General features: G+C 59.5%; 20 protein-coding genes. 14 read left to right on the forward strand and 6 right to left on the reverse strand.

Annotated features, from left to right (window positions below; all coding sequences use genetic code 11):
• Positions 1 to 2 precede the first annotated feature (2 nt).
• Genes CW267_RS07385 through CW267_RS07400 form a run of 4 tightly spaced genes read right to left on the reverse strand, consistent with a single transcriptional unit; the run spans position 3 to position 3,559 of the window.
• Complete coding sequence (locus tag CW267_RS07385; protein ID WP_050887437.1) at positions 3 to 1,265, reverse strand: FAD/NAD(P)-binding oxidoreductase; 1,263 nt, start codon at positions 1,263 to 1,265, stop codon at positions 3 to 5.
• Positions 1,246 to 1,509 carry a (2Fe-2S)-binding protein gene (locus CW267_RS07390; protein ID WP_100781472.1) on the reverse strand — a complete coding sequence of 88 codons (264 nt, stop codon included), beginning with the start codon at positions 1,507 to 1,509 and terminating at the stop codon, positions 1,246 to 1,248. The genes CW267_RS07385 and CW267_RS07390 overlap by 20 nt, the downstream gene beginning before the upstream one ends.
• Complete coding sequence (locus tag CW267_RS07395) at positions 1,506 to 2,615, reverse strand: NAD(P)/FAD-dependent oxidoreductase (protein WP_023297018.1); 1,110 nt, start codon at positions 2,613 to 2,615, stop codon at positions 1,506 to 1,508. Before CW267_RS07395 ends, CW267_RS07390 begins: the two co-directional genes overlap by 4 nt.
• Complete coding sequence (locus tag CW267_RS07400) at positions 2,612 to 3,559, reverse strand: 4-hydroxyproline epimerase (protein WP_023297019.1); 948 nt, start codon at positions 3,557 to 3,559, stop codon at positions 2,612 to 2,614. Before CW267_RS07400 ends, CW267_RS07395 begins: the two co-directional genes overlap by 4 nt.
• Positions 3,560 to 3,869: 310 nt before the next feature.
• On the opposite strand from CW267_RS07400, the gene CW267_RS07405 reads away from it, so the two are divergent.
• The 5 genes from CW267_RS07405 (at position 3,870) to CW267_RS07425 (ending at position 10,024) form a co-directional block, all read left to right on the forward strand.
• Complete coding sequence (locus tag CW267_RS07405) at positions 3,870 to 4,694, forward strand: helix-turn-helix domain-containing protein (protein WP_008807566.1); 825 nt, start codon at positions 3,870 to 3,872, stop codon at positions 4,692 to 4,694.
• A gap of 151 nt (positions 4,695 to 4,845) precedes the next feature.
• Positions 4,846 to 5,766, forward strand: coding sequence for a dihydrodipicolinate synthase family protein (locus tag CW267_RS07410; RefSeq protein ID WP_004214394.1), 921 nt, complete (start codon positions 4,846 to 4,848; stop codon positions 5,764 to 5,766).
• Positions 5,767 to 5,780: 14 nt separating this feature from the next.
• Positions 5,781 to 7,385: an aldehyde dehydrogenase (NADP(+)) gene (locus CW267_RS07415; RefSeq protein WP_100781473.1), complete on the forward strand. Its 1,605-nt coding sequence runs from the start codon at positions 5,781 to 5,783 to the stop codon at positions 7,383 to 7,385.
• Between the two features lie 15 nt (positions 7,386 to 7,400).
• The gene (locus CW267_RS07420; protein WP_012542949.1) at positions 7,401 to 9,002 is read left to right on the forward strand and encodes an APC family permease; all 1,602 of its coding nucleotides are present in this window, start codon (positions 7,401 to 7,403) and stop codon (positions 9,000 to 9,002) included.
• An 11-nt stretch (positions 9,003 to 9,013) separates the two neighbouring features.
• The gene (locus tag CW267_RS07425; RefSeq protein ID WP_048267421.1) at positions 9,014 to 10,024 is read left to right on the forward strand and encodes an Ldh family oxidoreductase; all 1,011 of its coding nucleotides are present in this window, start codon (positions 9,014 to 9,016) and stop codon (positions 10,022 to 10,024) included.
• A 28-nt stretch (positions 10,025 to 10,052) separates the two neighbouring features.
• Here the strand turns inward: CW267_RS07425 and CW267_RS07430 are convergent, their stop codons facing one another.
• Positions 10,053 to 10,586 (reverse strand): GNAT family N-acetyltransferase, encoded by a 534-nt coding sequence (locus tag CW267_RS07430; RefSeq protein WP_016160244.1) that lies wholly within the window; start codon positions 10,584 to 10,586, stop codon positions 10,053 to 10,055.
• 32 nt (positions 10,587 to 10,618) lie between these two features.
• On the opposite strand from CW267_RS07430, the gene CW267_RS07435 reads away from it, so the two are divergent.
• From CW267_RS07435 to CW267_RS07475, 9 genes are all read left to right on the forward strand, one after another.
• The gene (locus tag CW267_RS07435; protein WP_080782876.1) at positions 10,619 to 11,449 is read left to right on the forward strand and encodes a GNAT family N-acetyltransferase; all 831 of its coding nucleotides are present in this window, start codon (positions 10,619 to 10,621) and stop codon (positions 11,447 to 11,449) included.
• Positions 11,450 to 11,549: 100 nt separating this feature from the next.
• Positions 11,550 to 14,315 (forward strand): sigma 54-interacting transcriptional regulator, encoded by a 2,766-nt coding sequence (locus CW267_RS07440; protein ID WP_100781474.1) that lies wholly within the window; start codon positions 11,550 to 11,552, stop codon positions 14,313 to 14,315.
• Between the two features lie 99 nt (positions 14,316 to 14,414).
• A complete protein-coding gene (locus tag CW267_RS07445) occupies positions 14,415 to 14,837 on the forward strand; it encodes a PTS sugar transporter subunit IIA (RefSeq protein WP_012542942.1) in 423 nt (140 codons plus the stop codon).
• A gap of 14 nt (positions 14,838 to 14,851) precedes the next feature.
• Positions 14,852 to 15,322 carry a PTS sugar transporter subunit IIB gene (locus CW267_RS07450; RefSeq protein WP_012968994.1) on the forward strand — a complete coding sequence of 157 codons (471 nt, stop codon included), beginning with the start codon at positions 14,852 to 14,854 and terminating at the stop codon, positions 15,320 to 15,322.
• Between the two features lie 16 nt (positions 15,323 to 15,338).
• Positions 15,339 to 16,118, forward strand: a complete 780-nt coding sequence (locus CW267_RS07455; RefSeq protein WP_008807552.1) for a PTS mannose/fructose/sorbose/N-acetylgalactosamine transporter subunit IIC — start codon at positions 15,339 to 15,341, stop codon at positions 16,116 to 16,118.
• The gene (locus CW267_RS07460) at positions 16,096 to 16,947 is read left to right on the forward strand and encodes a PTS system mannose/fructose/sorbose family transporter subunit IID (protein ID WP_012542940.1); all 852 of its coding nucleotides are present in this window, start codon (positions 16,096 to 16,098) and stop codon (positions 16,945 to 16,947) included. The genes CW267_RS07455 and CW267_RS07460 overlap by 23 nt, the downstream gene beginning before the upstream one ends.
• 12 nt (positions 16,948 to 16,959) lie before the next feature.
• Positions 16,960 to 18,021, forward strand: coding sequence for an SIS domain-containing protein (locus tag CW267_RS07465; protein ID WP_100781475.1), 1,062 nt, complete (start codon positions 16,960 to 16,962; stop codon positions 18,019 to 18,021).
• Positions 18,022 to 18,038: 17 nt separating this feature from the next.
• Complete coding sequence (locus tag CW267_RS07470; RefSeq protein ID WP_038422086.1) at positions 18,039 to 19,049, forward strand: SIS domain-containing protein; 1,011 nt, start codon at positions 18,039 to 18,041, stop codon at positions 19,047 to 19,049.
• Positions 19,050 to 19,182: 133 nt separating this feature from the next.
• On the forward strand, positions 19,183 to 20,133 hold the full coding sequence (locus CW267_RS07475) for an Rpn family recombination-promoting nuclease/putative transposase (protein WP_162823402.1): 951 nt from the start codon (positions 19,183 to 19,185) through the stop codon (positions 20,131 to 20,133).
• Positions 20,134 to 20,193: 60 nt separating this feature from the next.
• Here the strand turns inward: CW267_RS07475 and opgB are convergent, their stop codons facing one another.
• The gene (gene opgB / locus CW267_RS07480) at positions 20,194 to 22,485 is read right to left on the reverse strand and encodes a phosphatidylglycerol--membrane-oligosaccharide glycerophosphotransferase (RefSeq protein WP_012542938.1); all 2,292 of its coding nucleotides are present in this window, start codon (positions 22,483 to 22,485) and stop codon (positions 20,194 to 20,196) included.
• Between the last annotated feature and the right edge of the window lie 192 nt (positions 22,486 to 22,677).

The following is a 22,677-nucleotide window of genomic DNA, read 5'->3' on the forward strand; positions in this document are numbered from 1 at the left end:
GGTTACGGCTCGGCGCTCGGCCGGGCGAGGGCAATAAGCGTTTCCGCGCGGGCAGGGGCCAGCGGTTCTCTTGGCTGCGGCAGCGGCCAGCCGTACAACCAGCGGGCGCTGGCGGCGCAGGTACGCCCCTGACAGGCGCCCATTCCGCAGCGCTGGGTCAGTTTGGCCTGCAGCCAGCCTCCGGCGGCCGCCACATCGCCGCAGCGTACATCCTCGCAGCGGCACAGCAGGCTCTCCGGCGTTGCGGCGTCTTTCAAGGATTCCGTCAGCCGGAAGGTACGGTTGATTGCTTCGGCGAAACGCTGCCAGCGGGCGCGGCGGGTAAATAACGCCTGCGCTTGCTGGCTGGCCCCGGCGGCGGCATACCCGGCGATTTCGCCCTCCGCCAGCGCCAGCTCGCTACCGCCGAAACCGGTGCACTCGCCGGCGGCATAGATATCCGTGACGCTGGTCTGCTGCCAGCGGTTAACCTGGATCGCCTCCTGTGCCGTGGCGCAGCCAAACAGCAGCCCCGTCTCGATATTGGGTATCAGCCCGTAGCCGATAGCCAGCCGATCGCAGGCGATAGTTCGCTCGACGCCGCGCTGGCGAAGCGTAACGGCTTCCAGCCGCGTTGCGCCGTGAGCGCGGATCGCCTGCGCGCCGCTCAGATAGCCTTTCGGGGCCAGCGTCGCTAACTGGCGCAGCTTCTGCGGCCAGCGCCACAGCCCGCTGGCGAAGCGCAGTAGCGCCGGGAGCGGCGCTTGCTCAATGATATTCGTCACGTCGCCTCCGGCCTTGTTCACCGTATCCGCCACCGCCAGCAGTAGCGGACCGCTGCCGGCAATCACCACCTTTTCTCCTTTCAGCGACAGGCCCTGTTTGATTTGCGCCTGCAGGCCGCCCGCGCCGGTCACGCCGGGTAAGGTCCAGCCGGGAAAGGGCAGCGACAGCTCGCGCGCGCCGCAGCAGAGGATCAGTTTCTGCCAGCAAACCACGCCGCCGCCGTCAGCGGTTTCAAACAGCACGCTGTGCGCGGAGGGGCGGGCAATCAGCCGCGCGCCGTTCACTACCCGGATGGCGGCAGATGCGGCGATGGCGTCGCGGTAGCGCCGGGCCAGGGCGGGCTGCGTCGCCTGCGGACCGGCCCGCCAGATTTGCCCGCCAGGGGCGGGATTATCGTCGAGAATAATCACCTGTTTATCGCAGGCGGCGGCGGAGAGCGCGGCCGCCATGCCGGCGGGGCCGGCGCCGAGGATTAAAATGTCACAGCGCAGCGTGTTCATCGTGGCTCCTTTCTATTTGCATACCGGCCCGGCACAGGGTCTGGCAGGCCAGCACCCGTAGGCCATCGACGGTGACCCGGCACTCCTGGCAGACGCCCATGCCGCAAAACGGCGCGCGGAGATCGCCGTTAACCGCCTGGCGGGTGGTGAGGTCGCCGGTCAACGCCAGCGCCGCCGCCACGCTAATGCCTTCCGGCACCGTCAGCGCTTCGCCATCAATGGTGATAGTGAGAGTGGCCTTCATGCAATCGCCTCCTGTTGACACAAACGGGCCGGGAGCCAGGCGTCGGGCGCCACTGGGCAGCGTTCATCGAGGATCTGCGCCGCCAGCAGTTCAGCTGTGGCCGGAGCGGTGGTGACGCCCAGCCCTTCATGGCCCAGCGCCAGCCATAAACCACGGCGGGTGGGGTGCGGGCCGATCAGCGGGTTGCCATCCTGCGAGGCGGCGCGCAGGCCGCTCCAGCAGCGGATGATATTCAACGTCGCCAGCGCCGGCACGAAATGGCGGGCGCGATCGAGCATCTGCGCCAGCAAGGGCAGATCCAACTCGCGCTCACGGTTATCAAACTGACGCGAAGAGCCAATCAGCAGCTGGCCGGTTGGCCGCGGCTGAAGGTTAAACGCCACCGAGGTGCCGCCGCCATGGGCGCTGGCGCCGTAACCCAGCTCAACCAGCTGGTGATGCACCCGCGGCCGGTAGCGATCGGTAATCGCCAGTTGGCCTTTTTTCGGTCGCAGCCAGTTTTCCGCTAACAGCGCGTTGGCTTCAAGTCCGCAGGCCACCACGATGGCCCGCGCCTGTAGCCGTTTGCCGCTGGCGAGCAGCACCTGCGGTTCGGTAATCGCCTGCGCGCTGTCGTGCAGGCAGGTGAGATGGTCTCCGGCATCGGCCATCAGCCAGCGGGCGACGTTTGGCGCGTAGACGATACCATCGCCTGGCACCCACAGGCCGCCCGCCAGCCCGCCGCGCAGCAGCGGCTCGCGTCCGGCGATCTGCTGCGGGGTCTGGCGTTCGCTGGGCACCTGATAGCTGGCCAGCCGCCGCTGTTTGTCGCCAGCCACGGCCATCTCTTCTTCGCTTTCCGCCAGCCACAGCGTGCCGCAGCCGCGCCAGGCGCAATGGTCGGGCATCCGTGGCGTGATAGCGCGCCAGCGTTCCAGCGACCATGCCGACAAGGCAAGCTCGGCGGGGTCGTCATCCATGCACACCAGATGGCCCATACCGGCCGCCGTCGCGCCGGGCTGACCGTCATCGATAAGCGTCACGCTCTGCCCCCGCTTCGCCAGCTGCCACGCGCAGGCGGCGCCGATGATCCCGGCGCCGATCACGATGACGTCGCACTGCTTCACGGCGCGATCCCCCAGCAGAAGGGATCGTCAGGGTTGAGGATCAACTGGTTGTCTCCACACACCCAGGCTTCGCCGCGGATCGTTGGGATGATGCCTTCCGCGGTGCGCTGGTAGCTGGCGGTAAACTGGCTGCCGATGATGCTGGCCTGACGCCAGATTTCCCCCGGCTGCAGCTTGCCATCCTGCGCCAGGCAGGCCAGCTTGGCGCTGGTGCCGGTACCGCACGGCGAGCGATCCCAGGCCTTTCCCGGACAGAGTACGAAGTTGCGGCTGTCGGCGGTATCGTCATCGGCGAAGAGTTCGATATGGTCGATAACGCCGCCGTCGTCGCCGCGGATCCCCGCGGCTTCCAGCCCCTCGCGCACTGCCCAGGCGTAGGCGGTGAGCTGTGGAATATGTTCGGGGGTAATGGCGAACGGGTGGTCGTTAATCAGGAAAAACCAGTTGCCGCCCCAGGCAATATCGCCGATGACGGGACCATGCGCGGTCTCAACGCGGATCTGTTTTTTCCAGCGGCGGGCCGGGACGTTTTGCACCGATACGCTGCCATCGTCGTGCAACGTAGCGCTTACGTCGCCGACCGGTGTTTCAATCAGATGTACGCCGGGCTGGATACGCCCAAGCCAGGCCAGCGAGGCGATAAGCCCGATTGTGCCGTGGCCGCACATATTCAGAAAACCGGCATTGTTGAAGAAAATCACGCCAGCGGTAGCCGCCGCCGAGACCGGTTTGCACAGCAGCGCGCCGACCAGTACGTCATTACCGCGCGGTTCGAGAATGGCCGCCTGACGCCAATGGTCAAAGTCGCGGGCGAAGCGGTCGCGGCGCTTCGCCATGCTGCCGCCGCCGAGATCGGGGAATCCGTCAACGATCAGGCGGGTCGGTTCGCCGCCGGTATGTGAATCAATAGCTCTCAACGTAACAGGGGGGCGTGGCGCGGTCATCAGGCTCTCCGGAAGTTAACAACATGTTTCATCATGCTGGCGCAACCTTTCCCGACCTGCTTGAGCGCTTTCGTCAGAGAAAATGACGAAATCTGCACAGTCATGCGCGCGGCATATTTCTATTTCACATAGTTATTTCTTATTAATCATTTGCTTAATGCTGTGGTAAACCGAAAGTGACCATTGCGCCAGTGGCTAAATCAGGGGAAGGCGTAAAGCGGATCCAGGATCGCAAAACCGAGGGATGCTGCTTGAGGTGTTAACGGAAAGTGAATAAATATCCTTCGGTCACTTACCATGAGGAGGCCTTATGATCGGTGTTTCTGATGCGGCGCCGCCGCGCGCGGTTAACCAACCTGAGCTGGCCGTCGATGAGCTGAGCCAGATCTGCGAAGGGCTGGCGCGCCAGCGGCCGGAAAATATGCCAGCGCTGCTGAATGCGCTGGCGCTGATTGCGCCCCTGCTCAATGCCATTCCTAATGTGGTCTTTTTTATCAAAGATCGTCAGGCGCGCTATCTGCTGGCGAACCTGACGCTGGCCCGCCGCTGTGGTTTCAAAAGCGTCTCCTCGCTGCTGGGCAAAACCTCCGCCGATGTCTTTCCTTCCGCGCTGGGTCAGGGTTATACCGAACAGGATCTGCGGGTGTTGCGCGAAGGTGTGACCCTGCGCGATCAGCTGGAAATGCATCTCTACAATGGCCGCGAGCGCGGCTGGTGCCTGACGCAGAAACTGGCGCTGCGCGATGTCCGCGGGCAGGTGATCGGCATGGCCGGGATCTCGCACGATCTGCAGGAGGCTCATGCCCGCCATCCGGCGTGGCAGCGGCTGGCGATCGTCGACGATCATATCCGCCGCCATTATCACCGGCCGATCGCCATGGAAGAGTTAACCGCCTTAAGCGGGATGTCGATTGCGCAGATCGAACGCTACTGCAAACGGATCTTTCATCTCACTCCGCGGCAGATGATCCACAAAGTGCGGCTGGAAAAAGCGACCGAACTGCTGGCTGGCGATACGCCGATTACCGATATCGCCCTGCAGTGCGGGTATACCGATCACAGCGCCTTTAGCCGCCAGTTCAAGGCGATGACCGGCTCGACGCCGCGCGATTTTCGCCTCACGCTGCTCGGATAAACGCTGGCTCACACTTTTGCCGACTGTGCTAATTTCGTCATCGTATTGAGGGAAAACCGACAAGCCGCCGGTTCCGCGACACGTCAATCTGTCAGTGAATATTCACCATTCATTCACTTCGACTTAACAAAATGACGACAAGGAACCGAGCATGAGCAAAAAAGCGATTCACTGGAGCGGCGTATTCCCGGCGGTCAGCACGCAGTTTCGTAGCGATTACTCCCTCGATTTAGACGCCACTCACGCGGTGATGAAAAACCTGGTGAAAGATGGCGTTTCCGGGCTGGTGGTATGCGGCAGCGTGGGTGAAAACACCTCGCTGAGCACCGATGAAAAACTACAGATTATCGAGGTGGCGAAGGATGCCGCCGGCGGCAAAATTCCGGTCATCGCCGGGGTGGCCGAGTTCACTACCGCCTTCGCCCAGAAAATGGCGAAAGAGGCGGAGCGCGTCGGCGTCGACGGGATCATGGTGATGCCGGCGCTGGTCTACTCCTCAAAACCGCATGAAACCGCGGCCCACTTCCGCAGCGTGGCGAGCGCTACCGACCTGCCGATTATGGTCTACAACAACCCGCCGATTTACAAAAACGACGTGACGCCGGACATTCTCGCCACCCTGACCGACTGCGAGAACATCGTCTGCTTTAAAGACTCCTCCGGCGATACCCGCCGCTTTATCGACCTGCGTAACACCGTTGGCGACCGCTTCGTGCTGTTTGCCGGGCTGGATGACGTGGTGGTGGAAAGCATCGCCGTCGGCGCGGAAGGCTGGATCTCCGGAATGTCCAACGCCTTCCCGCGCGAAGGGGAAACGTTATTCCGTCTCGCCCGCCAGCAGCGTTACGAAGAGGCGATGGCGCTGTACCGCTGGTTCATGCCGCTGCTGCATCTCGATGCGCGTCCGGATCTGGTGCAGTGCATCAAGCTGTGTGAAGAGTTGCTGGGCCGCGGCAGCGCCATTACCCGTCCGCCGCGTCTGGCGCTGGAAGGCGAAACGCGCCAGCAGGTGGTGGCGATCGTTGAACAGGCGCTGGCCACTCGTCCGACGCTGCCGGATGTCGGCCTCTGAGCACAGGAGTCACTATGAATGCATCTCAGACCATGGCGGGACGGCAGTTTATCGCCGGACGCCGTATTGCCAGCGGTGAGGCGACGCTATTGAGCCTGCGGGCGGTGGACGGCGAAGCCACCGGCCACCGCTTTTATCCGGCTTCCCGTGAGGAAGCCGCACTGGCCGCAGAAGCCGCGCAGCAGGCCTTTGCCGTCTATTCACAAACCACGCCGCAGCAGCGGGCGCACTTTCTCTGCGCGATTGCCGATGAACTGGACGCGCTGGGCGAGCCGTTTTTTGCTATCGCCGGGCAGGAGACCGCGCTGCCGCTGGCGCGGCTACAGGGAGAGCGGGCGCGCACCAGCGGCCAGTTGCGGATGTTTGCTGGCGTGATCCTGCGCGGTGATACCTTCGCCGCCCGTATTGATACCGCCTTAGCCGACCGTCAGCCGCTGCCGCGCCCGGACCTGCGCCAGTATCAGCAGGCGTTAGGGCCGGTGGCGGTGTTTGGCGCCAGCAACTTTCCGTTGGCCTTTTCTACCGCTGGCGGCGATACCGCCTCGGCGCTGGCGGCTGGCTGCCCGGTGGTGGTGAAGGCCCATCCGGGCCATATGGCCACCGCCGAGCTGACCGCCGAGGCGATCGTCAGGGCGGTGGTACGGTGCGGTTTACCCGGCGGCGTATTCAATATGATTTTCGGGACCGATATCGGCGCCGAATTGGTCCGTCATCCGGCGATTCAGGCCGTTGGCTTTACCGGTTCGTTGGCCGGCGGTAAGGCGCTGTATCAGCTGGCGCAGCAGCGACCGCAGCCAATTCCGCTGTTTGCTGAAATGTCGGCGATTAACCCATTGATTATTCTGCCGCAGGCGCTGCAGACGCGGGCCGAGGCGCTGGCAAACGAGCTGGTGGCGTCATTCACCCTCGGCGGTGGCCAGTTCTGTACCCGTCCGGGGCTGATTCTGGCGCTGCGCGGCGCCGGGCTGGAACGCTTTAAGTCGGCGCTGTGCGCGGCGGTAGCGGGCTCCACGCCGCAGGTGTTGCTCAATGCGCCGATCCTTCAGTACTACCGTCAGGGCGTGGCGGCGCTTGCGGCGCACCCGCGTATCGAGAAGTTGGCGAGCGGCATCGCCGCCGGCGCCGGGCAGGCGCAGACCCAGCTGTGGCAGGCTCAGGTCGAAGATCTGCTGGCGCAGGATACGCTGCTGCAGACCGAAGTTTTCGGCCCGTTATCGCTACTGGTGGAAGTGGACGACGTGGCCCAGCTGCAGGCGGTGGTGAAAGCGCTGCAGGGTCAGCTCACCGCGACGCTGCATGCCGAGGCGGATGATGGCCCGCTGGCGGCGAGTCTTCTACCGCTGCTTTGTGAGAAGGCCGGACGGGTGCTGTTTAACGGGTATCCCACCGGCGTGGAAGTGTGCGATGCGATGGTCCACGGCGGCCCGTGGCCGGCGACCACCGACGCACGCGGGACCTCGGTCGGCAGCCGGGCGATTGAGCGTTTTCTGCGCCCGGTCTGTCTGCAGAACGCGCCGGCTGCCCTGTTACCGCCGGCGCTGCAGGATGCGAACCCTTTGAACCTGCTGCGCCTGGTCAACGGCCAGTGGACCCGGGAAGCGATTTCCTCCTCTCATTGACGCAAGGGCATCACCATGACCATTCACACTACGCATAACAGTCAAACCCGCGTTGCTGAGTCGGGTAAGTTTAAAAAACAGCTGACCCTGACCGATCTCACCTTTATCGGCCTGGGGGCGATATTCGGCTCCGGATGGTTATTCGCCGCCAGCCACGTGGCCTCCATCGCCGGTCCGGCCGGGATCGCATCGTGGGTGATCGGCGGCTTTGCAGTATTGCTGCTGGGGATTGTCTACTGCGAGCTGGGGGCGGCGCTGCCGCGCGCCGGCGGCATTATTCGCTACCCGGTCTTTTCCCACGGTGAGCTGATGGGCTATCTGCTGGGGTTCATCACCCTGATCGCTTTCTCCAGCCTGATCTCGATTGAAATTGTCGCCGCCCGGCAATATGCCGCCGCCTGGTTTCCGGCGCTGACCCAACCGGGCTCCAGTTCGCCGACGCTGCTGGGGTGGGTGGTGCAGTTCCTGCTGCTCTGTTTCTTCTTCGCGCTTAACTACTACAGCGTTAAGACCTTCGCCCGATCGAACAACTTCATCAGCGTGCTCAAGTTTTTGGTGCCGCTGCTGGTGGTGGTGACGCTGTTCGCCTTCTTTAAACCGGAGAACCTGCACGCGCAGGGGATTGCGCCATTCGGCATGTCCGGGGTGGAAGCGGCGATCAGCGCGGGCGGAATTATCTTCGCTTATCTGGGACTGACGCCGATTATCTCGGTGGCCAGCGAAGTACAAAAGCCGCAGCGGACTATCCCTATTGCGTTGATTTTATCAGTGGTGCTGTCGACGATTATCTACGTGCTGCTGCAACTGGCGTTCCTTGGCAGTATCCCCACCGAAATGCTGAACGGCGGTTGGGCCGAGGTGAGCAAACAGTTTTCGCTGCCGTATCGCGATATTGCCATTACCCTCGGCATGGGCTGGCTGGCCTTTATGGTGATAAGCGATGCGATCATCTCCCCGAGCGGCACCGGCAATATCTATATGAACGCGACGCCGCGGGTGATCTACGGCTGGGCGAAGGCGGGTACTTTCTTTAAAGCCTTTACCCATATCGATAAAGCGTCCGGGATTCCGCGTCCGGCGCTGTGGCTGACCTTCGGGCTTTCAATCTTCTGGACGCTGCCGTTCCCCTCCTGGGAACAGCTGATTAGCGTGGTGTCGGCGGCCCTGGTGCTGAGCTACGCCATCGCTCCGGTGACCGCTGCCGGGCTGCGCCGCAACGCGCCGGATCTGCCGCGGCCGTTCCGCGTGCGCGCCTTCGGCATCATCGGCCCGGTATCGTTTATGATCTCGGCGCTGATTGTCTACTGGTCAGGCTGGAATACGCTCTCGTGGCTGTTGGGGCTGCAAATCGTGATGTTTGTCGTCTACGTGATGTGCAAAGGTAAGGTGCCGGAACATACCGTGAGCCTGGCGCAGCAGGTGAAGTCTTCGCTGTGGCTGATCGTGTTTTATGCGTTGATTATCCTCTTTTCCTGGCTGGGCAGCTTCGGCGGGCTTAATGTGATAGGTCACCCCTGGGATACGGTGCTGGTGGCGGCGATGTCGTTGGGGATTTACTACTGGGGCGCGCGCAGCTGCCTGCCGCAGGCTAACTTTAGCGGAGACGAAGAAGAGTAAAGGGGAACAGTATGGAGTCGGTAACTCTATCGTTACCTGAAGCTTATGACCTGGCGCTGGAGGTACTCAGCGCCAATGGATTTAGCGCCGACCACGCGGCGGCGATTGCCCGCAATGTGACCGCCGGGGAACGCGATGGCTGCGCTTCCCACGGCCTGTGGCGGCTGTTGGGCATTGTCGATACCCTGCGCAAAGGTAAAGTATCGCCCGATGCCGAGCCGCAGATCCATGACCAGGCGCCGGCGATTGCGCGGGCGGACGCCGGCGGCGCCTTTTCACTGCTGGCCTACGAGCGCGCGCTGCCGCTGCTGCTGGAGAAGGCGCGGCAAAACGGCATTGCGGCGCTGGCGATTAACCGCTGCGTCCATTTTTCCGCGCTGTTTGCCGATATTGAGCCGTTGACCGAGGCAGGGCTGGTGGGGCTGGCCTGCACGCCAAGCCACGCCTGGGTCGCCCCGGCGGGCGGCACGCGTCCGCTGTTCGGCACCAACCCTATCGCCTTTGGCTGGCCGCGGCGGGATAAGCCGCCGTTTATTGTTGATATGGCGACCAGCGCCGCGGCGCGCGGCGAGATCCAGCTGCATCAGCGCGCCGGCAAAGCGCTACCTGAAGGGTGGGGAATCGACAGTCAGGGACAGCCAACGACCGATGCTGCAGAGGTGCTGAACGGCGCGATGTTAACCTTTGGCGGCCATAAGGGCTCGGCGCTGGCGGCAATGGTTGAGCTGCTGGCCGGGCCGCTTATCGGCGATATGACCAGCGCCGAATCGCTGGCGTGGGATAACGGCGCGGGTGGGCTCCCCTACGGCGGCGAGCTGATCCTGGCGCTGGATCCGCAGCGCTTTCTCGGCGCACAGGCACAAGAGCAGCTGGCGCGCGCCGAAACGCTGTTCAATGCGATGCAGGATCAGGGGGCGCGACTGCCGGGCGAGCGGCGTTTCGCCTGCCGTCAGCAGAGTGAGCAGCAGGGGGTTACCATCAGCCGTTCATTGCATGATGAGATTTGCGCCTTGCGGCCATAGTAAAGCGCGGAGCGCGGCGGGCCGACCATCAGAGCGACAGGCGCATGGCGCAGCGCGACTCGGGCGGCAGGCCGTGCCGGGTCTCCTGTTCCCTTTTTGCCGCCAGTCCGGCAGGCAGGGTCAGCTCATCGAGCATGGTGAATCCCAGACGGGTATAAAACGGCGCATTCCACGGCACCTCGCGGAAGGTGGTGAGGGTTACCGCCGGGTAGCCCATCTGCTGTGCGCCCTCAATAACCTGCTTCAGCAGCATCCGGCCGATGCCCTGATGCTGCCAGTCCTGATGGACGGCGACTTCGACGATAAATAACGCATCGTCGAGCGGTTCGGTCAGAATAAAGCCAATCGGCTGCCCGGCGGCTTCCGCCAGCAGGCTATGCTCTGTTTCCAGATAATCATGATGACGCGCAACGCTAATCACCTCGCTGTCCGCCAGCCAGGCGAGAGAGGGGATCTGGCGAAATGCCTGGGCGGCAGAACGTTCAATGGTGGGCAGAAGGGCGATATCGCTCTCCTGAGTCAGGCGTAATACGGCACCGGCAGTTATAGTGTTAGTTTTCATCACCTCAGCATAGCAGCCTTCGGGAGAAAAGTATGGAGCTGACCGCCGTTCCCGCCACGCAGTTCAGCAGCGTGCAGTTAACGGATATTCTCAACGCCTGTTTTGAAGCCTATCTGGTGCCTGTTACCCAGTCGGTGGCGGGATTTGTACAGCGTTTCAGCGCCGAGGGGATGAGCCTGATCGATTCCCGCGTCTGGCTGGCCGGAGATGAACCGGCGGCGATCGCGATTGTCGCCCGCCGGGGAAGTGCCGCTCGCCTGGCGGCCTTTGCCCTGCGCCCGGCCTGGCGCGGCAAAGGCCTGGGCCGGGAACTGATGCAAGATCTGCTAATGCTCCTGCAACAGCAGGGGGTTGAGACGGTATCTCTGGAGGTGATCCGCGATAACCATGCGGCCGTCGCGCTATATCAGACGCTGGGCTTTACGCGACGCTACGGGCTCTGCGGCTACCTGAGCAATGAACCTCTGGCTCCGGTAGCGGGCGTATTACAGCTTTATCCCACCCTGGCCCTGCTACGGCGCGCCATTGACGAGAGTAACAGTCAGCTCCCCTGGCTGCTGGATCCGCTCACCTTCGCCACCCTGCCATGTCAGGTCGTGACGCTGGAACAGCGCGCCTTCGCGGTTCTAACAACGGCGGGCTCACGGCCTGTACTGCAATTTTTGTGGGTGGAGCCCGCCGCCCGCCGTCAGGGGCTGGCGCGTGAGCTGCTGGTGACGCTGGCGCAGCAGTTCCCGGGTGTGGGGACTTCGGTGACGGTCCCGGAAACGTTTACGCCGCTGTTTGCCGCGGCGGGATATGCGCCGCTATCGCTGCAGCAGTATGAAATGACGATGGATCTGGCCGACGCGAAGTCGGCTTAGCCGGGAGTGTGCGCTGGACCGCAAAAAACAGCACGGGCCGTCGATAAGCCTCTCTTTTGCCGCATCATATCCCTTCGTAATGGCAATGATGGGGGATGCGATGCGTAAAACGGAACTGTTGGCTTTTCTGCAAAATCAGACCGATTTTTTTGATCCGGATAACCTGAGCGAGGTCTTCACCGCTGGCTACCTGGCTCAGCGTTTCGCGATGCAAAGAAATACCGCCAGCCACTATCTCAATCAGTTGGTGGCCCAGGATGTGCTGGTGAAGATCAATACTCGACCAGTCTATTTCCTGCATAAGGCCGCCTTCTGCCAGCAGTTCTTCCCTCTTTCCCGCAGCGAGTACGCCAGCATGGCGGAGCTGCTCGCAGAGAGCGACCGGCAGCCGGAGCAGGCGGATCATTTCTCATTGCTGACCGGCCATGACGGTAGCCTGCGCAAGCCTATCGAACAGATGAAAACCGCGCTGTTTTATCCCAACGGTGGGCTTCCGCTGCTGATCGTTGGCGACAGCGGAACTGGCAAGAGCTATATGGCGGAGCTGATGCATGAGTTTGCTATCGCCCAGGGGCTGCTGCCGCCCGATGCGCCTTTTGTCAGCTTTAACTGCGCCCAGTATGCCAGCAACCCGGAGCTGTTGGCCGCCAACCTGTTTGGTTACGTCAAAGGCGCGTTTACCGGCGCGCAGAGCGATAAAGCCGGGGCGTTTGAAGCGGCAAACGGCGGCGTGCTGTTTCTCGACGAAGTCCACCGCCTGGATGCGCAGGGGCAGGAGAAGCTGTTCACCTGGCTGGACCGTAAGGAGATCTATCGGGTGGGGGAAACGGCGCAGGGGATGCCGATTTCGCTGAGGCTGGTGTTTGCCACCACCGAAGATATTCACAGCACGTTTCTGACCACCTTTATTCGTCGTATCCCGATCCTCGTTAGCCTGCCTGATTTACAGACCCGCAGCCGCCACGAAAAAGACGCGCTCACGCTGCAGTTTTTCTGGCAGGAGGCGCGCACGTTGGCTACCCGGCTGCAGCTGACGCCCCGGCTGCTACAGGTGCTGACGCACTATGTTTATCGCGGTAACGTCGGTGAGCTGAAGAATGTGGTGAAATACACCGTGGCGTCGGCCTGGGCCAGGTGTCCGGGCAGCGAGATGCTTACCGTGACGCTGCACGATCTGCCGGAAAATATCATGGCTGCGACGCCAGCGCTCAGTGAAGCGATGGGCCAGCAGGAGCCGCTGCTTATCGAGCCGCAGACCAGCCTGGTCTGGCTGTTGCGCGCGCGCGACCCGATTCAGGGGCTGATTTATGATACTCAGTGCCGCGTTCTCGCGCTGTATGAGGCGGTGCAGAGTAAAAAAACGCTCTGGGAAGAGGCGCAAAAAAGCATGGGCGAGGAGATTGAAACCCTCTTCGATCGACTGATTTTCGATAATCACGATGCCAATAGTTCGCATATGCTGCTACTGATAACGCATCAGGTGCGGGAGGAGTTTTATCGCCTTGAAAAGCGCTTCAATATCCAGTTTAACGGCAACTGTATCTACGCTTTAAGCCACTACCTGATACATCGTTCCCGGCAGGGGCCGTCCACGATGAGCAACGAGAAAAGCCGTCTGCTGGAGGATTTTCTGGCGCAGAAATATCCGCTGCTGTATCGCTTTTGCGAAGAGATCCTCGCTGCGCTGGCGCTGAAGCTGGACATTGAACCCCGGCGCATTGACCTGCTGCTGCTGGTGCTGTGGTTACATAAAAATGGCGCCATCAGCCAGCAGCAGGTGACCCGGGCAATTATCCTCGCCCACGGTTACGCCACCGCCAGCAGCATCGCCAACGTGGCGAACCGGTTGCTGAAAAGCCAGCTGTTTGAGTCATTCGATATGCCGCTCGACGTGACACCGGAGGCTATTGCTAACCAGGTGATGGCCTATATTGAGAGCCACGCCCTGGCGTCAGGGTTGATCATTCTGGTCGATATGGGATCGCTGAACGCCATTCATCGCCATTTTAATCGTCGGCTGAGTACGCCGATGGCGATAATTAATAACGTCTCGACCGGGATGGCGATGTACGTTGGGGAGCGCATTTTGCAGGGCGTTATGCTGGAAGATATCGTCCGCGACATCGGCGATGACCTTGCGGTTGAGCACCAGCTCTATTACCCGCAAACCGATAAACCGCGGGCGATTCTTACGACCTGCGCCACCGGTCTGGGCGCGGCAGCGAATCTGTCGGCGCTGTTAAAAGCCAGCATTCCTGAAGCGCTGGGGATCGATATTGTGGCCTGTGATGTGGAAACGCTCGCCGATCCCGCGCGGCGGCAACCGATGCTCAGCCGCTATGAGGTGCTGGCGATCGTCGGTACCCTGGATCCGCAGCTTGCCGATCTGCCGTGGATCTCGCTGGATTCGCTGATTTCCGGCCAGGGCAGCCGCCCGCTGATGCGTATCTTCGGCGAGCTGGCCTCCTCTGAACAAGTCAGCGAGATCAATAACCTGATCCTGAAAAATTTCTCGCTGCGCCGGGTGATCGAGTCGGTGACGATCCTCGATACCGCAAAGGTCATCAATCAGGTCGAGCAGTTTTTACTGCGCTATGAGCATCTGGCCGGCTGCGACGTGCCCAACGATCGCAAGGTGGCGCTGTATGTGCATATCAGCTGTCTGATAGAGCGCCTGATCCGCAACGCGTCGCCATCCCATTATTCCGGAAGGCAGTGTCCGCAGAGCGAGCTGGCGACGCTCCGCGAGGCTTTTAGTGTCATAGAGAGCGGGTATAGTGTCAAAATCCCCGTCGTCGAGCTCTGCTACATTCATGATATCCTGACGCGGGAAACGGAATTTATTCAGGAGGATCAAGAGTTTTAGTTCCCTCAGTCCGTTCGTCTTTGCGCCAACCAGCGCGCCACTGTTTCTGGCACGCCGGTTGCAATTAAGAAAGCAGTGGAATGCGCTTTCGAGGTAAGGATGAAACGACACTATATTTTTGCCAGCCATGGCACCTTTGCTAACGGTTTGCTGAACTCCGTGGAGCTAATCCTCGGTAAACAGCCGGATATTCATACCCTGTGCGCCTATGTAGAAGAGGAGTCCGATCTCACGCAGCAGGTGGAGGCGCTACTGGCGCGTTTCCCGGCGCAGGATGAGCTGATAGTGATTACGGATATTTTTGCCGGTAGCGTGAATAACGAGTTTGTGCGTTTTTTATCACGCCCACACTTCCATTTATTATCCGGTTTAAATCTGCCGTTAATTATTGACTTGCTGATTTCCGCAGCGGAAGAGAATACTGAAAAATTAATTACTGAAGCATTAACCAGCGCCAAAGAGAGCATTCAGTACTGCAATCAAACGATTGCCAGTGCGATGACTATGGATAAAGACTTCTGAAATGAGGAAGCATGATGATTACGTTATTAAGGGTAGACCATCGATTACTTCACGGCCAGGTGGCCTTTTCCTGGACCCAATATGTCGGCGCCGATTGCATTTTGATCGCCAACGACAGTGTCCCTGAAGATGAACTGCGGAAAACCACCATTAAGCTTGCCAAACCGCCCTCGGTAAAACTGGTGATTAAAAATATCAATGATGCTATTGAGGCGATAAAAAGTGGGGTGACCGATAAATATAATTTATTTATTGTCGTGGAATCGGTCAATGACGCCTGGCGTATTGCCAGCGCTATCGGGGAAATAAAAAGCATAAATCTCGGCGGAATTAAGGCTAAAGAGGGCAGTAAAAATATCTCTAAGGCGATTAATTTACTGCCGACAGAAATAGAGCAGCTACAACAACTGGTGGGGAAGGGCGTCGAGGTGGAGATTCGCCAGGTCCCGAACGATCGCAAACAGCTTTTTACGGAATGCGTGTAATTCCGGAGGACAGATTATGGTAGAGGCTCTCTTACTGGGTCTGGTGGCGTTTATCGCGCAATCGGAATATGCCTTAGGGACGTCGCTGATTTCCCGGCCTATCGTCACCGGGCTGCTGACCGGACTGGTGCTGGGGGATGTACAGACCGGCGTCATTATGGGCGCGACGCTGGAGCTGGCGTTTATCGGTTCTTTCTCCGTTGGTGCCTCGATCCCGCCCGACGTGGTGACGGGCGGTATTCTCGGCGTGGCGTTCGCCATCACCTCCGGTGCGGGCACGGAAACGGCGCTGTTGCTCGGCCTGCCTATCGCCACCCTGACCCTGATCCTGAAAAACGTTTATCTGGGGATGTTTATCCCGATGCTCAGCCAGAAGGCGGACGGGTATGCGGAACGGGCGGATACGCGGGGCATTGAGCGGATGCATCTGATTGCCGGCTTCGGGCTGTCGCTGATGCTGGCCACGGTGGTGACCGTTTCATTCCTGGTGGGCAGCAACGCGGTGAAATCCCTGCTCGATACCATCCCGGAATTTATCAAACACGGGCTCAGCGTCGCCACCGGCATGATCCCGGCGCTCGGCTTCGCGATGCTTGCCAGGTTGCTGATTAACAAGAAAGTTGCGCCGTACTTTTTCCTCGGCTTTGTGCTAATGGCTTATTTGAAAATCCCGGTGACCGGCATCGCCATTCTCGGCGCCATCGTGGCGGTGGTCATGGTTAACGTCACCGCGTTGAATTCACCTCGTACGACGACAGAACAAGGAGTCAGCGATGACGACGAAGACGATTTCTGAAGAGACCCTGCAACCGCAGGAGCAGGAAGAAACCCGGATTACGCCACGAGATTTACGCCGGGTGTTCTGGCGCTCCTTCCAGATGGAGTTCTCGTGGAACTATGAGCGGCAGATGAATCTCGCCTTTGTTTACGCGCTGATTCCGGTGCTGAAAAAGCTCTATCCGCGCAAAGAGGAGCTAGCCAGGGCGCTGAAACGTCATCTGGTGTTTTTCAATACCACGCCGCATATCGTCACCCTGCTGCTGGGGATCACCACGGCGATGGAGGAGAAAAACAGCCAGCAGAAAAACATGGATGCCACTGCGATTGATAACGTCAAAGCCTCGCTGATGGGGCCGCTGGCCGGGCTGGGGGACTCTTTCTTCTGGGGAACGCTGCGCCTGATCGCCACCGGGATCGGCACCAGCCTGGCGCTGAAGGGCAACATCCTCGGGCCGATCCTGTTTCTGCTGGTGTTTAACGTGCCGCACATTCTGGTGCGCTGGTGCTTTACCCGCTGGGGCTACGTGCTGGGAACCGGGGTCCTGCAGCGGATCCAGAAGAGCGGAATGATGGAGAGCCTGACCTACGGAGCGTCGATTATCGGCCTGATGGTGGTCGGGGCGATGACCGCCTCAATGATCGATATCACCATCCCTCTCTCCTTTGGTGCCGGAGAAGCCAAAACTCAGGTGCAGGACATTATCAATGACATTCTGCCCTGCATGCTGCCGCTGGTGAGTTTTGGCATCGTCTACTGGCTGCTGGGACGGAAAGTTAAACCGCTCTCAATTATTGGCGGCATGGCGCTGGTGGGCATTCTGGGTTCGTGGATCGGATTGTTTTAACGGGAGTGAGCTATGCGACCAACAATGATGACCTATATCAGTGAAGAGCCGGCCTGCCTGGCGCAGATCCTGCGTGGCTACCGGCAAAAGCTGGCGGCGATTGAGAGCTTTGCCCGCCAGCACCCGGTACGCCGAATTTTGCTGCTGGCGACCGGATCGTCGCTGAATGCCGCGCTGTGCGCGCGCTATTTCTTTGAACAACGCTTCGGCGTGCTGGTTGACATTAAAGAGCCGTACAACTTTACCCATTACGAAGCGATCGACCCGCATACCGATCTGGTGGTGGCGATTTCACAGAGCGGGAAAAGCGCGTCAACGCTGGAGGCGATGCGTAAGGTACAGGCCTCAGGACTGCCGGTGTTTGCCCTGACCTCCGACCCGCAAAGCCCGATAGCCCGCGCTTGCGATGGCGTTCTGGATATCAATACCGGGATCGAGAGCGTAGGGTTTGTGACCCGCGGTTTTAGCGCGACGGTGCTGAATCTGTTGCTGATAGCGCTGATCATTGCTCGTCAGCAGGGGAAAGTCAGCGAGGTCGAGGAGCAGCACTATCTCGCTGAATTCCAGCGGCTGCTTGCGGCGATCCCGGATGTTATCGCCCGCACCTCGCGCTTTATCGACCGGTATAGCGAAACGCTGCGGAGCGGGGAGCGCTTTGTCGCCACCGGCTACGGTGTGCTGGTTGGCGTGGCGAAGGAATTTGAAACCAAATTTACTGAAACGGTGCGCGTGCCTTCCAGCGGCTTTGAGCTGGAAGCCTATATGCACGGTCCCTATCTGGAAGCCAACGCCCGCCATGTGATGCTGTTTATTGAAGATGCGCCGGATGCGCGAACCCGGGCGCTGCGGGACTATATGGCGCCGTCCATTGCCCGGGCTTTTACGCTAACGCTGAGCGATGACGAGGATGCGCAGACGCTGGCGCTAAACTGTCCGTGCGAGCATCACCTGGCGCCGCTGTTGCTGATTGTTCCCGTCCAGATGCTGGCCTGGCATACCGCCGGACTGAAAGGCATCGATCTGGCTAAACGTATTTTTGACGATTTTGACCGCGTATTAAAAAGTAAAATCTGAATATTCAGGAGAAAACTATGTTGGGTTTTAATCAGGACGAGTACCTGACCAGTGCTCGCGAGATCATCGCTGCGCGTAAACAGGCTGAAATCGTGGCCGACGATATTTATGACAGCGGCTGCAGCGCATTATTTTTTGCCTCGGTAGGCGGTTCTCTGGCACCGATGATGGCCATTAATGAGTTTGCCAAAGAATTAACCAGTGTGCCGGTATATCTTGAGCAGGCGGCCGAATTAATTCATCGCGGACATAAAAAATTAAATAAAGATGCAGTTGTCGTTACGTTATCTAAATCCGGTGATACCAAAGAGTCGGTGGCTATTGCCGAGTGGTGCAAGGCGCAGGGGATCCGCGTGGTGGCTATTACCCGTCATGCCGACTCGCCATTGGCCGCCGCCGCCAGCTGGCATATTCCGATGTGCCACAAGAACGGTGTGGAATATGAATATATGCTGCTGTACTGGTTATTCTTCCGCGTTATTTATCGTCACGGCGAGTTTGAAAATTATGCGCGATTTGCCAGCCAGCTCGAATTACTGCCGGAAAATCTTCTGCAGGCCAAACGCCAGTTCGATCTCCAGGCGGATAGCATTGCCGCACAATACCACGACTGCGACTATATGATGTGGATTGGCGGCGCGGAAATGTGGGGCGAGGTTTACCTGTTCTCAATGTGTATTCTCGAAGAGATGCAGTGGAAGCGGACGAAATCCGTGAGCTCGGCTGAATTTTTCCACGGCACCCTGGAGCTGCTGGAAAAAGAGGTCCCGCTGTTTCTGGTGAAAGGAGAGGGGAAATGCCGGGCGCTGGACGAGCGCGTCGAACGCTTTGCCGAAAAGATAACTGACCATCTGGTGGTAATCGACCCGCGCGACTATCCGCTGAACGGCATTGATGACGCGTTCCGCTGGATTATGGCGCCGTGCGTGGTGTCCACCCTGCTGGTGGATCGGCTGGCGGCCCACTTTGAACACCATACCGGCCACGACCTCAATATCCGCCGTTACTACCGTCAGTTTGATTACTAAGCCATGTTGATGGCGGCCAGCCGGGCTGGCCGCCATGCTATTCTCCGAGGCGCTTCCCAGAAAATTATCGTCAAATCCATTCGGGTAAAAACCGGTGGTAGAGTCCGGCTTTCCTTCTCTTTCAGGCAAGCGGATGGCCATGAAAAAACGGATGACCTCGACGCCGCACGATGCGGTCTTTAAACGATTTCTTCGCCACCCGGAGACGGCGAATGATTTCCTCGCCCTCTACCTTCCCGAAGCGATCCGCCAGCAGTGCGATTTCGCTACCCTGAGACTGCAATCGGCGAGCTTTATCGATGAGGATCTGCGCGCCTGGTATTCGGACGTCCTCTGGTCGGTGCAAACTACCTGCGGTGCAGGGTATGTTTATGTGGTGATAGAGCATCAGAGCTCACCGGATAACCATATGGCGTTTCGCCTGATGCGCTATGCGATTGCCGCAATGCAGCGCCATCTGGATGCCGGGCACAAAACGCTGCCGTTGGTGGTGCCGATGCTTTTTTATCACGGTGTGACCAGTCCATACCCCTTTTCCCTCAACTGGCTGGATGAATTTGCCGACCCGCAGCTGGCGAAGAGGCTCTACGGCAGTCAGTTTCCATTGATCGACGTCACGGTCATGCCGGACGATGACATCGTGCAGCATCGGCGGGTCGCCCTGCTGGAGCTGATGCAAAAACATATTCGCCAGCGCGATCTCAGCGGCATAACGGAGTCGTTGGCGGCCGTTGTGATGCTGGGATACACTAACCGTCGGCAGTTGAGAATGCTGTTTCACTATATGCTGCAGTACGGTAATACGGCCGAGCCGGGCGTGTTTCTCCGCCGGCTGGCCCGCCGTCTGCCACAGTATGAGGAGACACTGATGTCTATCGCGCAAAAGCTTAAGCAGGAAGGTCGGCAAGAAGGTCGGCAGGAAGGTCGACTAGAAGGCCGGGAAGAAGGGCACCAGGAGGGCTTGCAGGAAGGAAGCCGGCGCGAGGCGCTGCGCATTGCCGGCAGTATGTTACAAAATGGCCTCGACAAAGAGATGGTTCAGAAAATCACTGGACTGTCGGCTGATGAACTACAGCCGCTGTAGGGTTAACGCCCTGCCACGGCAACCGTTGCCCGGCGCGGAAACCCGCCGGGCAGGATGGTTTTAGCCTTCGCTTTTCACCACTTTGATCTCCACCATGCCGATCCCCAGCTGACGTGGGGAGTGACCAAGGATATTGCCCTCGTTGGTGGACTGCGGGTCCGGCGGAGTGATGGTCAGGGTGTTGCTGCGCGACGGGTTGTCGAAATGCAGCGTCGTAGTGGTCACATCATTGGCCAGCGTAAGCACTTGCTCACTTTCACCTACCCGCACCGGGATCGGCTTATTGGCGTTTGGGCCGTAAGCTTTGGCGGTGATCACCAGATCAAATTTTTCCGGTAGCGGCTCTTTATATTCAATCTTCACGTCGCTGCCCAGCTGGGCATTGGACCACCGACCCCAGGACTCGGGACGCGAAATGCCGCTGAACTGCTTGACCTCTTCCGGGGCGCCGGCGACGTTAAACACGAAGCTGTCGGCCTTGTAGCGAATATCGTTGTCGACGACTTTTAGCGTATCGACGTTCCCCTTATAGCGCTCCATATCGATAAGGGTATCCCTGAAAGCGGTTTTGCCTTGCCACTGCGGCTTATCGACGTGCTGAACCTTTTGCTCACCGCCCAGCTGCCCCTGCGAGACGCACCAGTCGGTAGAGAGCGCGAGTTCAGGCGCCCACAGCTGCCCCATTTTATAGCAGCGATCGACCCAGACGAAATTATCCCGCGGCGCGAAATCGGCCAGCTGGAAGCGCAGCGGCGCGGAGTATTCGCTCTCCGGCAGCGGTTCAACGCGCTGGTTTGATACCCTGAGCAGTAGCGGCAGACGGAAATGGCTGCCGGAGAAGGCGATCATGTTCTTCTGCGAATCGATGGTGAAGTTTTTCATCTCTTTCGGGAAGTTCCACAGGCGGATCACGTCCGGTTTCCAGGCCAGGACCTTCTCTTTCATATTCATGAAAATACCGGAGAGCGACTGGCCGGAGAGGCTGCTGCGCCCGAGGCCGATATAGTTATCGCCGCCGAGAATATCGAGCACCGTCGCGCCGTTATCCATGGTATTGCGTTTCACCGCCAGGGTCTCCTGCTGCGGTTTATCGCCGCGCAGGACGAAGAACAGATTGCTGCGATCGTGCTTGTTGAGGTAATCCCAGGCGCTGTTCTTCATGGCCAGGTGATCGGAAGAGACCACGATGACCGTGTTTTTGAAATAGGGTGAGGCTTTAATCTTCTCTATCAGCGCGGCGATATGTTCCTGGCTGCAGCTAACGGCGCTGAAGGAGAGGTTTTTCTTACCGTCCACGTCATAGCGTTTACGCTCGCAGGTGCGCGAGATAAAGCCGTCGGGGTGGTGGGTATCCACCGTCAGGGCGAACAGCGAGAAGCGTTTACCGGAGCGCGACAGCTCTTCGAATTTTTTCCACGTCTCATCGAGTACGGTGTCGTCATAGAAGCCCCAGTCGTTGCGATAGGCGGGATCCGCTACCGTAGTTTTGAGCTCTTCCGCCCCGTACAGGTGATCGAAGCCGTGGGATTTGAGAAACACGTCTTTGCCGGCAAAGCGCAGGTTGGCTCCCTGCACAAAATAGTTTTCATAGCCGGAGTTTTTCAGGATATCGCCAAGGCAGATATTCTGGGGAAAGAAGCTGGAGACCGAGGCCGAGGCGTTGCCTTCAAACGGCGCGAACAGCGGAATGCCGCACTGCGAGGCGACCATACCGGCGATGGTGTAATCCGTCCCCGGGAGCTGCATGGTATTGCTGAAATCGAGGCCCTGATCTTTTATTTTGCCGAGCTCAGGGGTGAGGTTAGGAAAGGCGTCGTTATCAAAATAGGTACGCTCGAGGCTTTCGCCATAGATATAGACCAGGTTCAGCTGTGGATTGTCGATACGCTTCGACGGCTCTTTGTAGTATGCGGCAAAGTCCGGGTCACCTTCCCGTGACTGCGATTTCACCAGCTCGCTGATCTGATGGAAGGCTGGGCTGGCATCCACTGAGGCCAGCGCCAGCAGCAGCGCCGCCAGGCTGTAACCGACGTGATGAGGATGATGCCGACGGCGGCGCAGCACCCAGCCCAGCGCGCCAAAGACGGCAACCAGCGCGACGCCCACCCCGACGCCCGGCAGAATGTATTTGCCGATCCCGGCGCCAGTCAGGCTGTTGGTCAGGGTATAGAGCACCGCGTCGTTGATGCCGTCGCCGGTAAAGTAGTCGCTGGCGTAGAGGGTGATGTTCAGCACCACGAACAGACCTAACACCGTGAGCGTGGCGGCAAACCACCAGGTGTTACGACCCGCTTTCCAGGCATACAGCACCACCGAAGCTAAAAATAAGGCGATGGATAACAACTCTGACACAGCTCATCCTCATTAGCGCCAGTTGTCGGCTGGCAGAATAGATTACTTTTCACGCCACACTGTAATTGCAGCGCCATCTTGCTGCAATTCTAGCGTCATGAAACTGTGCAGTTATTCAGAATTGGTTTAGATGTTGCCTTTTTTGATCGGTGTCGCATCGGGTGTGGCGGGGAAGCGGAGAGGGAAAAAGGG

This window comes from Klebsiella sp. X1-16S-Nf21 (genome assembly GCF_002837615.1).
Lineage (GTDB): Bacteria > Pseudomonadota > Gammaproteobacteria > Enterobacterales > Enterobacteriaceae > Klebsiella > Klebsiella variicola.

Excerpts from the sequence above, each read along its gene's own strand:
- CW267_RS07435 (WP_080782876.1), top strand. The coding sequence starts at position 10,619 with ATGGAGCTGACCGCCGTTCCCGCCACGCAGTTCAGCAGCGTGCAGTTA.
- CW267_RS07450 (WP_012968994.1), top strand. The coding sequence starts at position 14,852 with ATGATTACGTTATTAAGGGTAGACCATCGATTACTTCACGGCCAGGTG.
- CW267_RS07425 (WP_048267421.1), top strand. The coding sequence starts at position 9,014 with ATGGAGTCGGTAACTCTATCGTTACCTGAAGCTTATGACCTGGCGCTG.
- CW267_RS07410 (WP_004214394.1), top strand. The coding sequence starts at position 4,846 with ATGAGCAAAAAAGCGATTCACTGGAGCGGCGTATTCCCGGCGGTCAGC.
- CW267_RS07420 (WP_012542949.1), top strand. The coding sequence starts at position 7,401 with ATGACCATTCACACTACGCATAACAGTCAAACCCGCGTTGCTGAGTCG.
- CW267_RS07470 (WP_038422086.1), top strand. The coding sequence starts at position 18,039 with ATGTTGGGTTTTAATCAGGACGAGTACCTGACCAGTGCTCGCGAGATC.
- CW267_RS07440 (WP_100781474.1), top strand. The coding sequence starts at position 11,550 with ATGCGTAAAACGGAACTGTTGGCTTTTCTGCAAAATCAGACCGATTTT.
- CW267_RS07415 (WP_100781473.1), top strand. The coding sequence starts at position 5,781 with ATGAATGCATCTCAGACCATGGCGGGACGGCAGTTTATCGCCGGACGC.
- CW267_RS07475 (WP_162823402.1), top strand. The coding sequence starts at position 19,183 with ATGGCCATGAAAAAACGGATGACCTCGACGCCGCACGATGCGGTCTTT.
- CW267_RS07405 (WP_008807566.1), top strand. The coding sequence starts at position 3,870 with ATGATCGGTGTTTCTGATGCGGCGCCGCCGCGCGCGGTTAACCAACCT.
- CW267_RS07390 (WP_100781472.1), bottom strand. The coding sequence starts at position 1,509 with ATGAAGGCCACTCTCACTATCACCATTGATGGCGAAGCGCTGACGGTG.
- CW267_RS07400 (WP_023297019.1), bottom strand. The coding sequence starts at position 3,559 with ATGACCGCGCCACGCCCCCCTGTTACGTTGAGAGCTATTGATTCACAT.
- CW267_RS07385 (WP_050887437.1), bottom strand. The coding sequence starts at position 1,265 with ATGAACACGCTGCGCTGTGACATTTTAATCCTCGGCGCCGGCCCCGCC.
- CW267_RS07455 (WP_008807552.1), top strand. The coding sequence starts at position 15,339 with ATGGTAGAGGCTCTCTTACTGGGTCTGGTGGCGTTTATCGCGCAATCG.
- CW267_RS07465 (WP_100781475.1), top strand. The coding sequence starts at position 16,960 with ATGCGACCAACAATGATGACCTATATCAGTGAAGAGCCGGCCTGCCTG.
- CW267_RS07430 (WP_016160244.1), bottom strand. The coding sequence starts at position 10,586 with ATGAAAACTAACACTATAACTGCCGGTGCCGTATTACGCCTGACTCAG.
- CW267_RS07460 (WP_012542940.1), top strand. The coding sequence starts at position 16,096 with ATGACGACGAAGACGATTTCTGAAGAGACCCTGCAACCGCAGGAGCAG.
- CW267_RS07445 (WP_012542942.1), top strand. The coding sequence starts at position 14,415 with ATGAAACGACACTATATTTTTGCCAGCCATGGCACCTTTGCTAACGGT.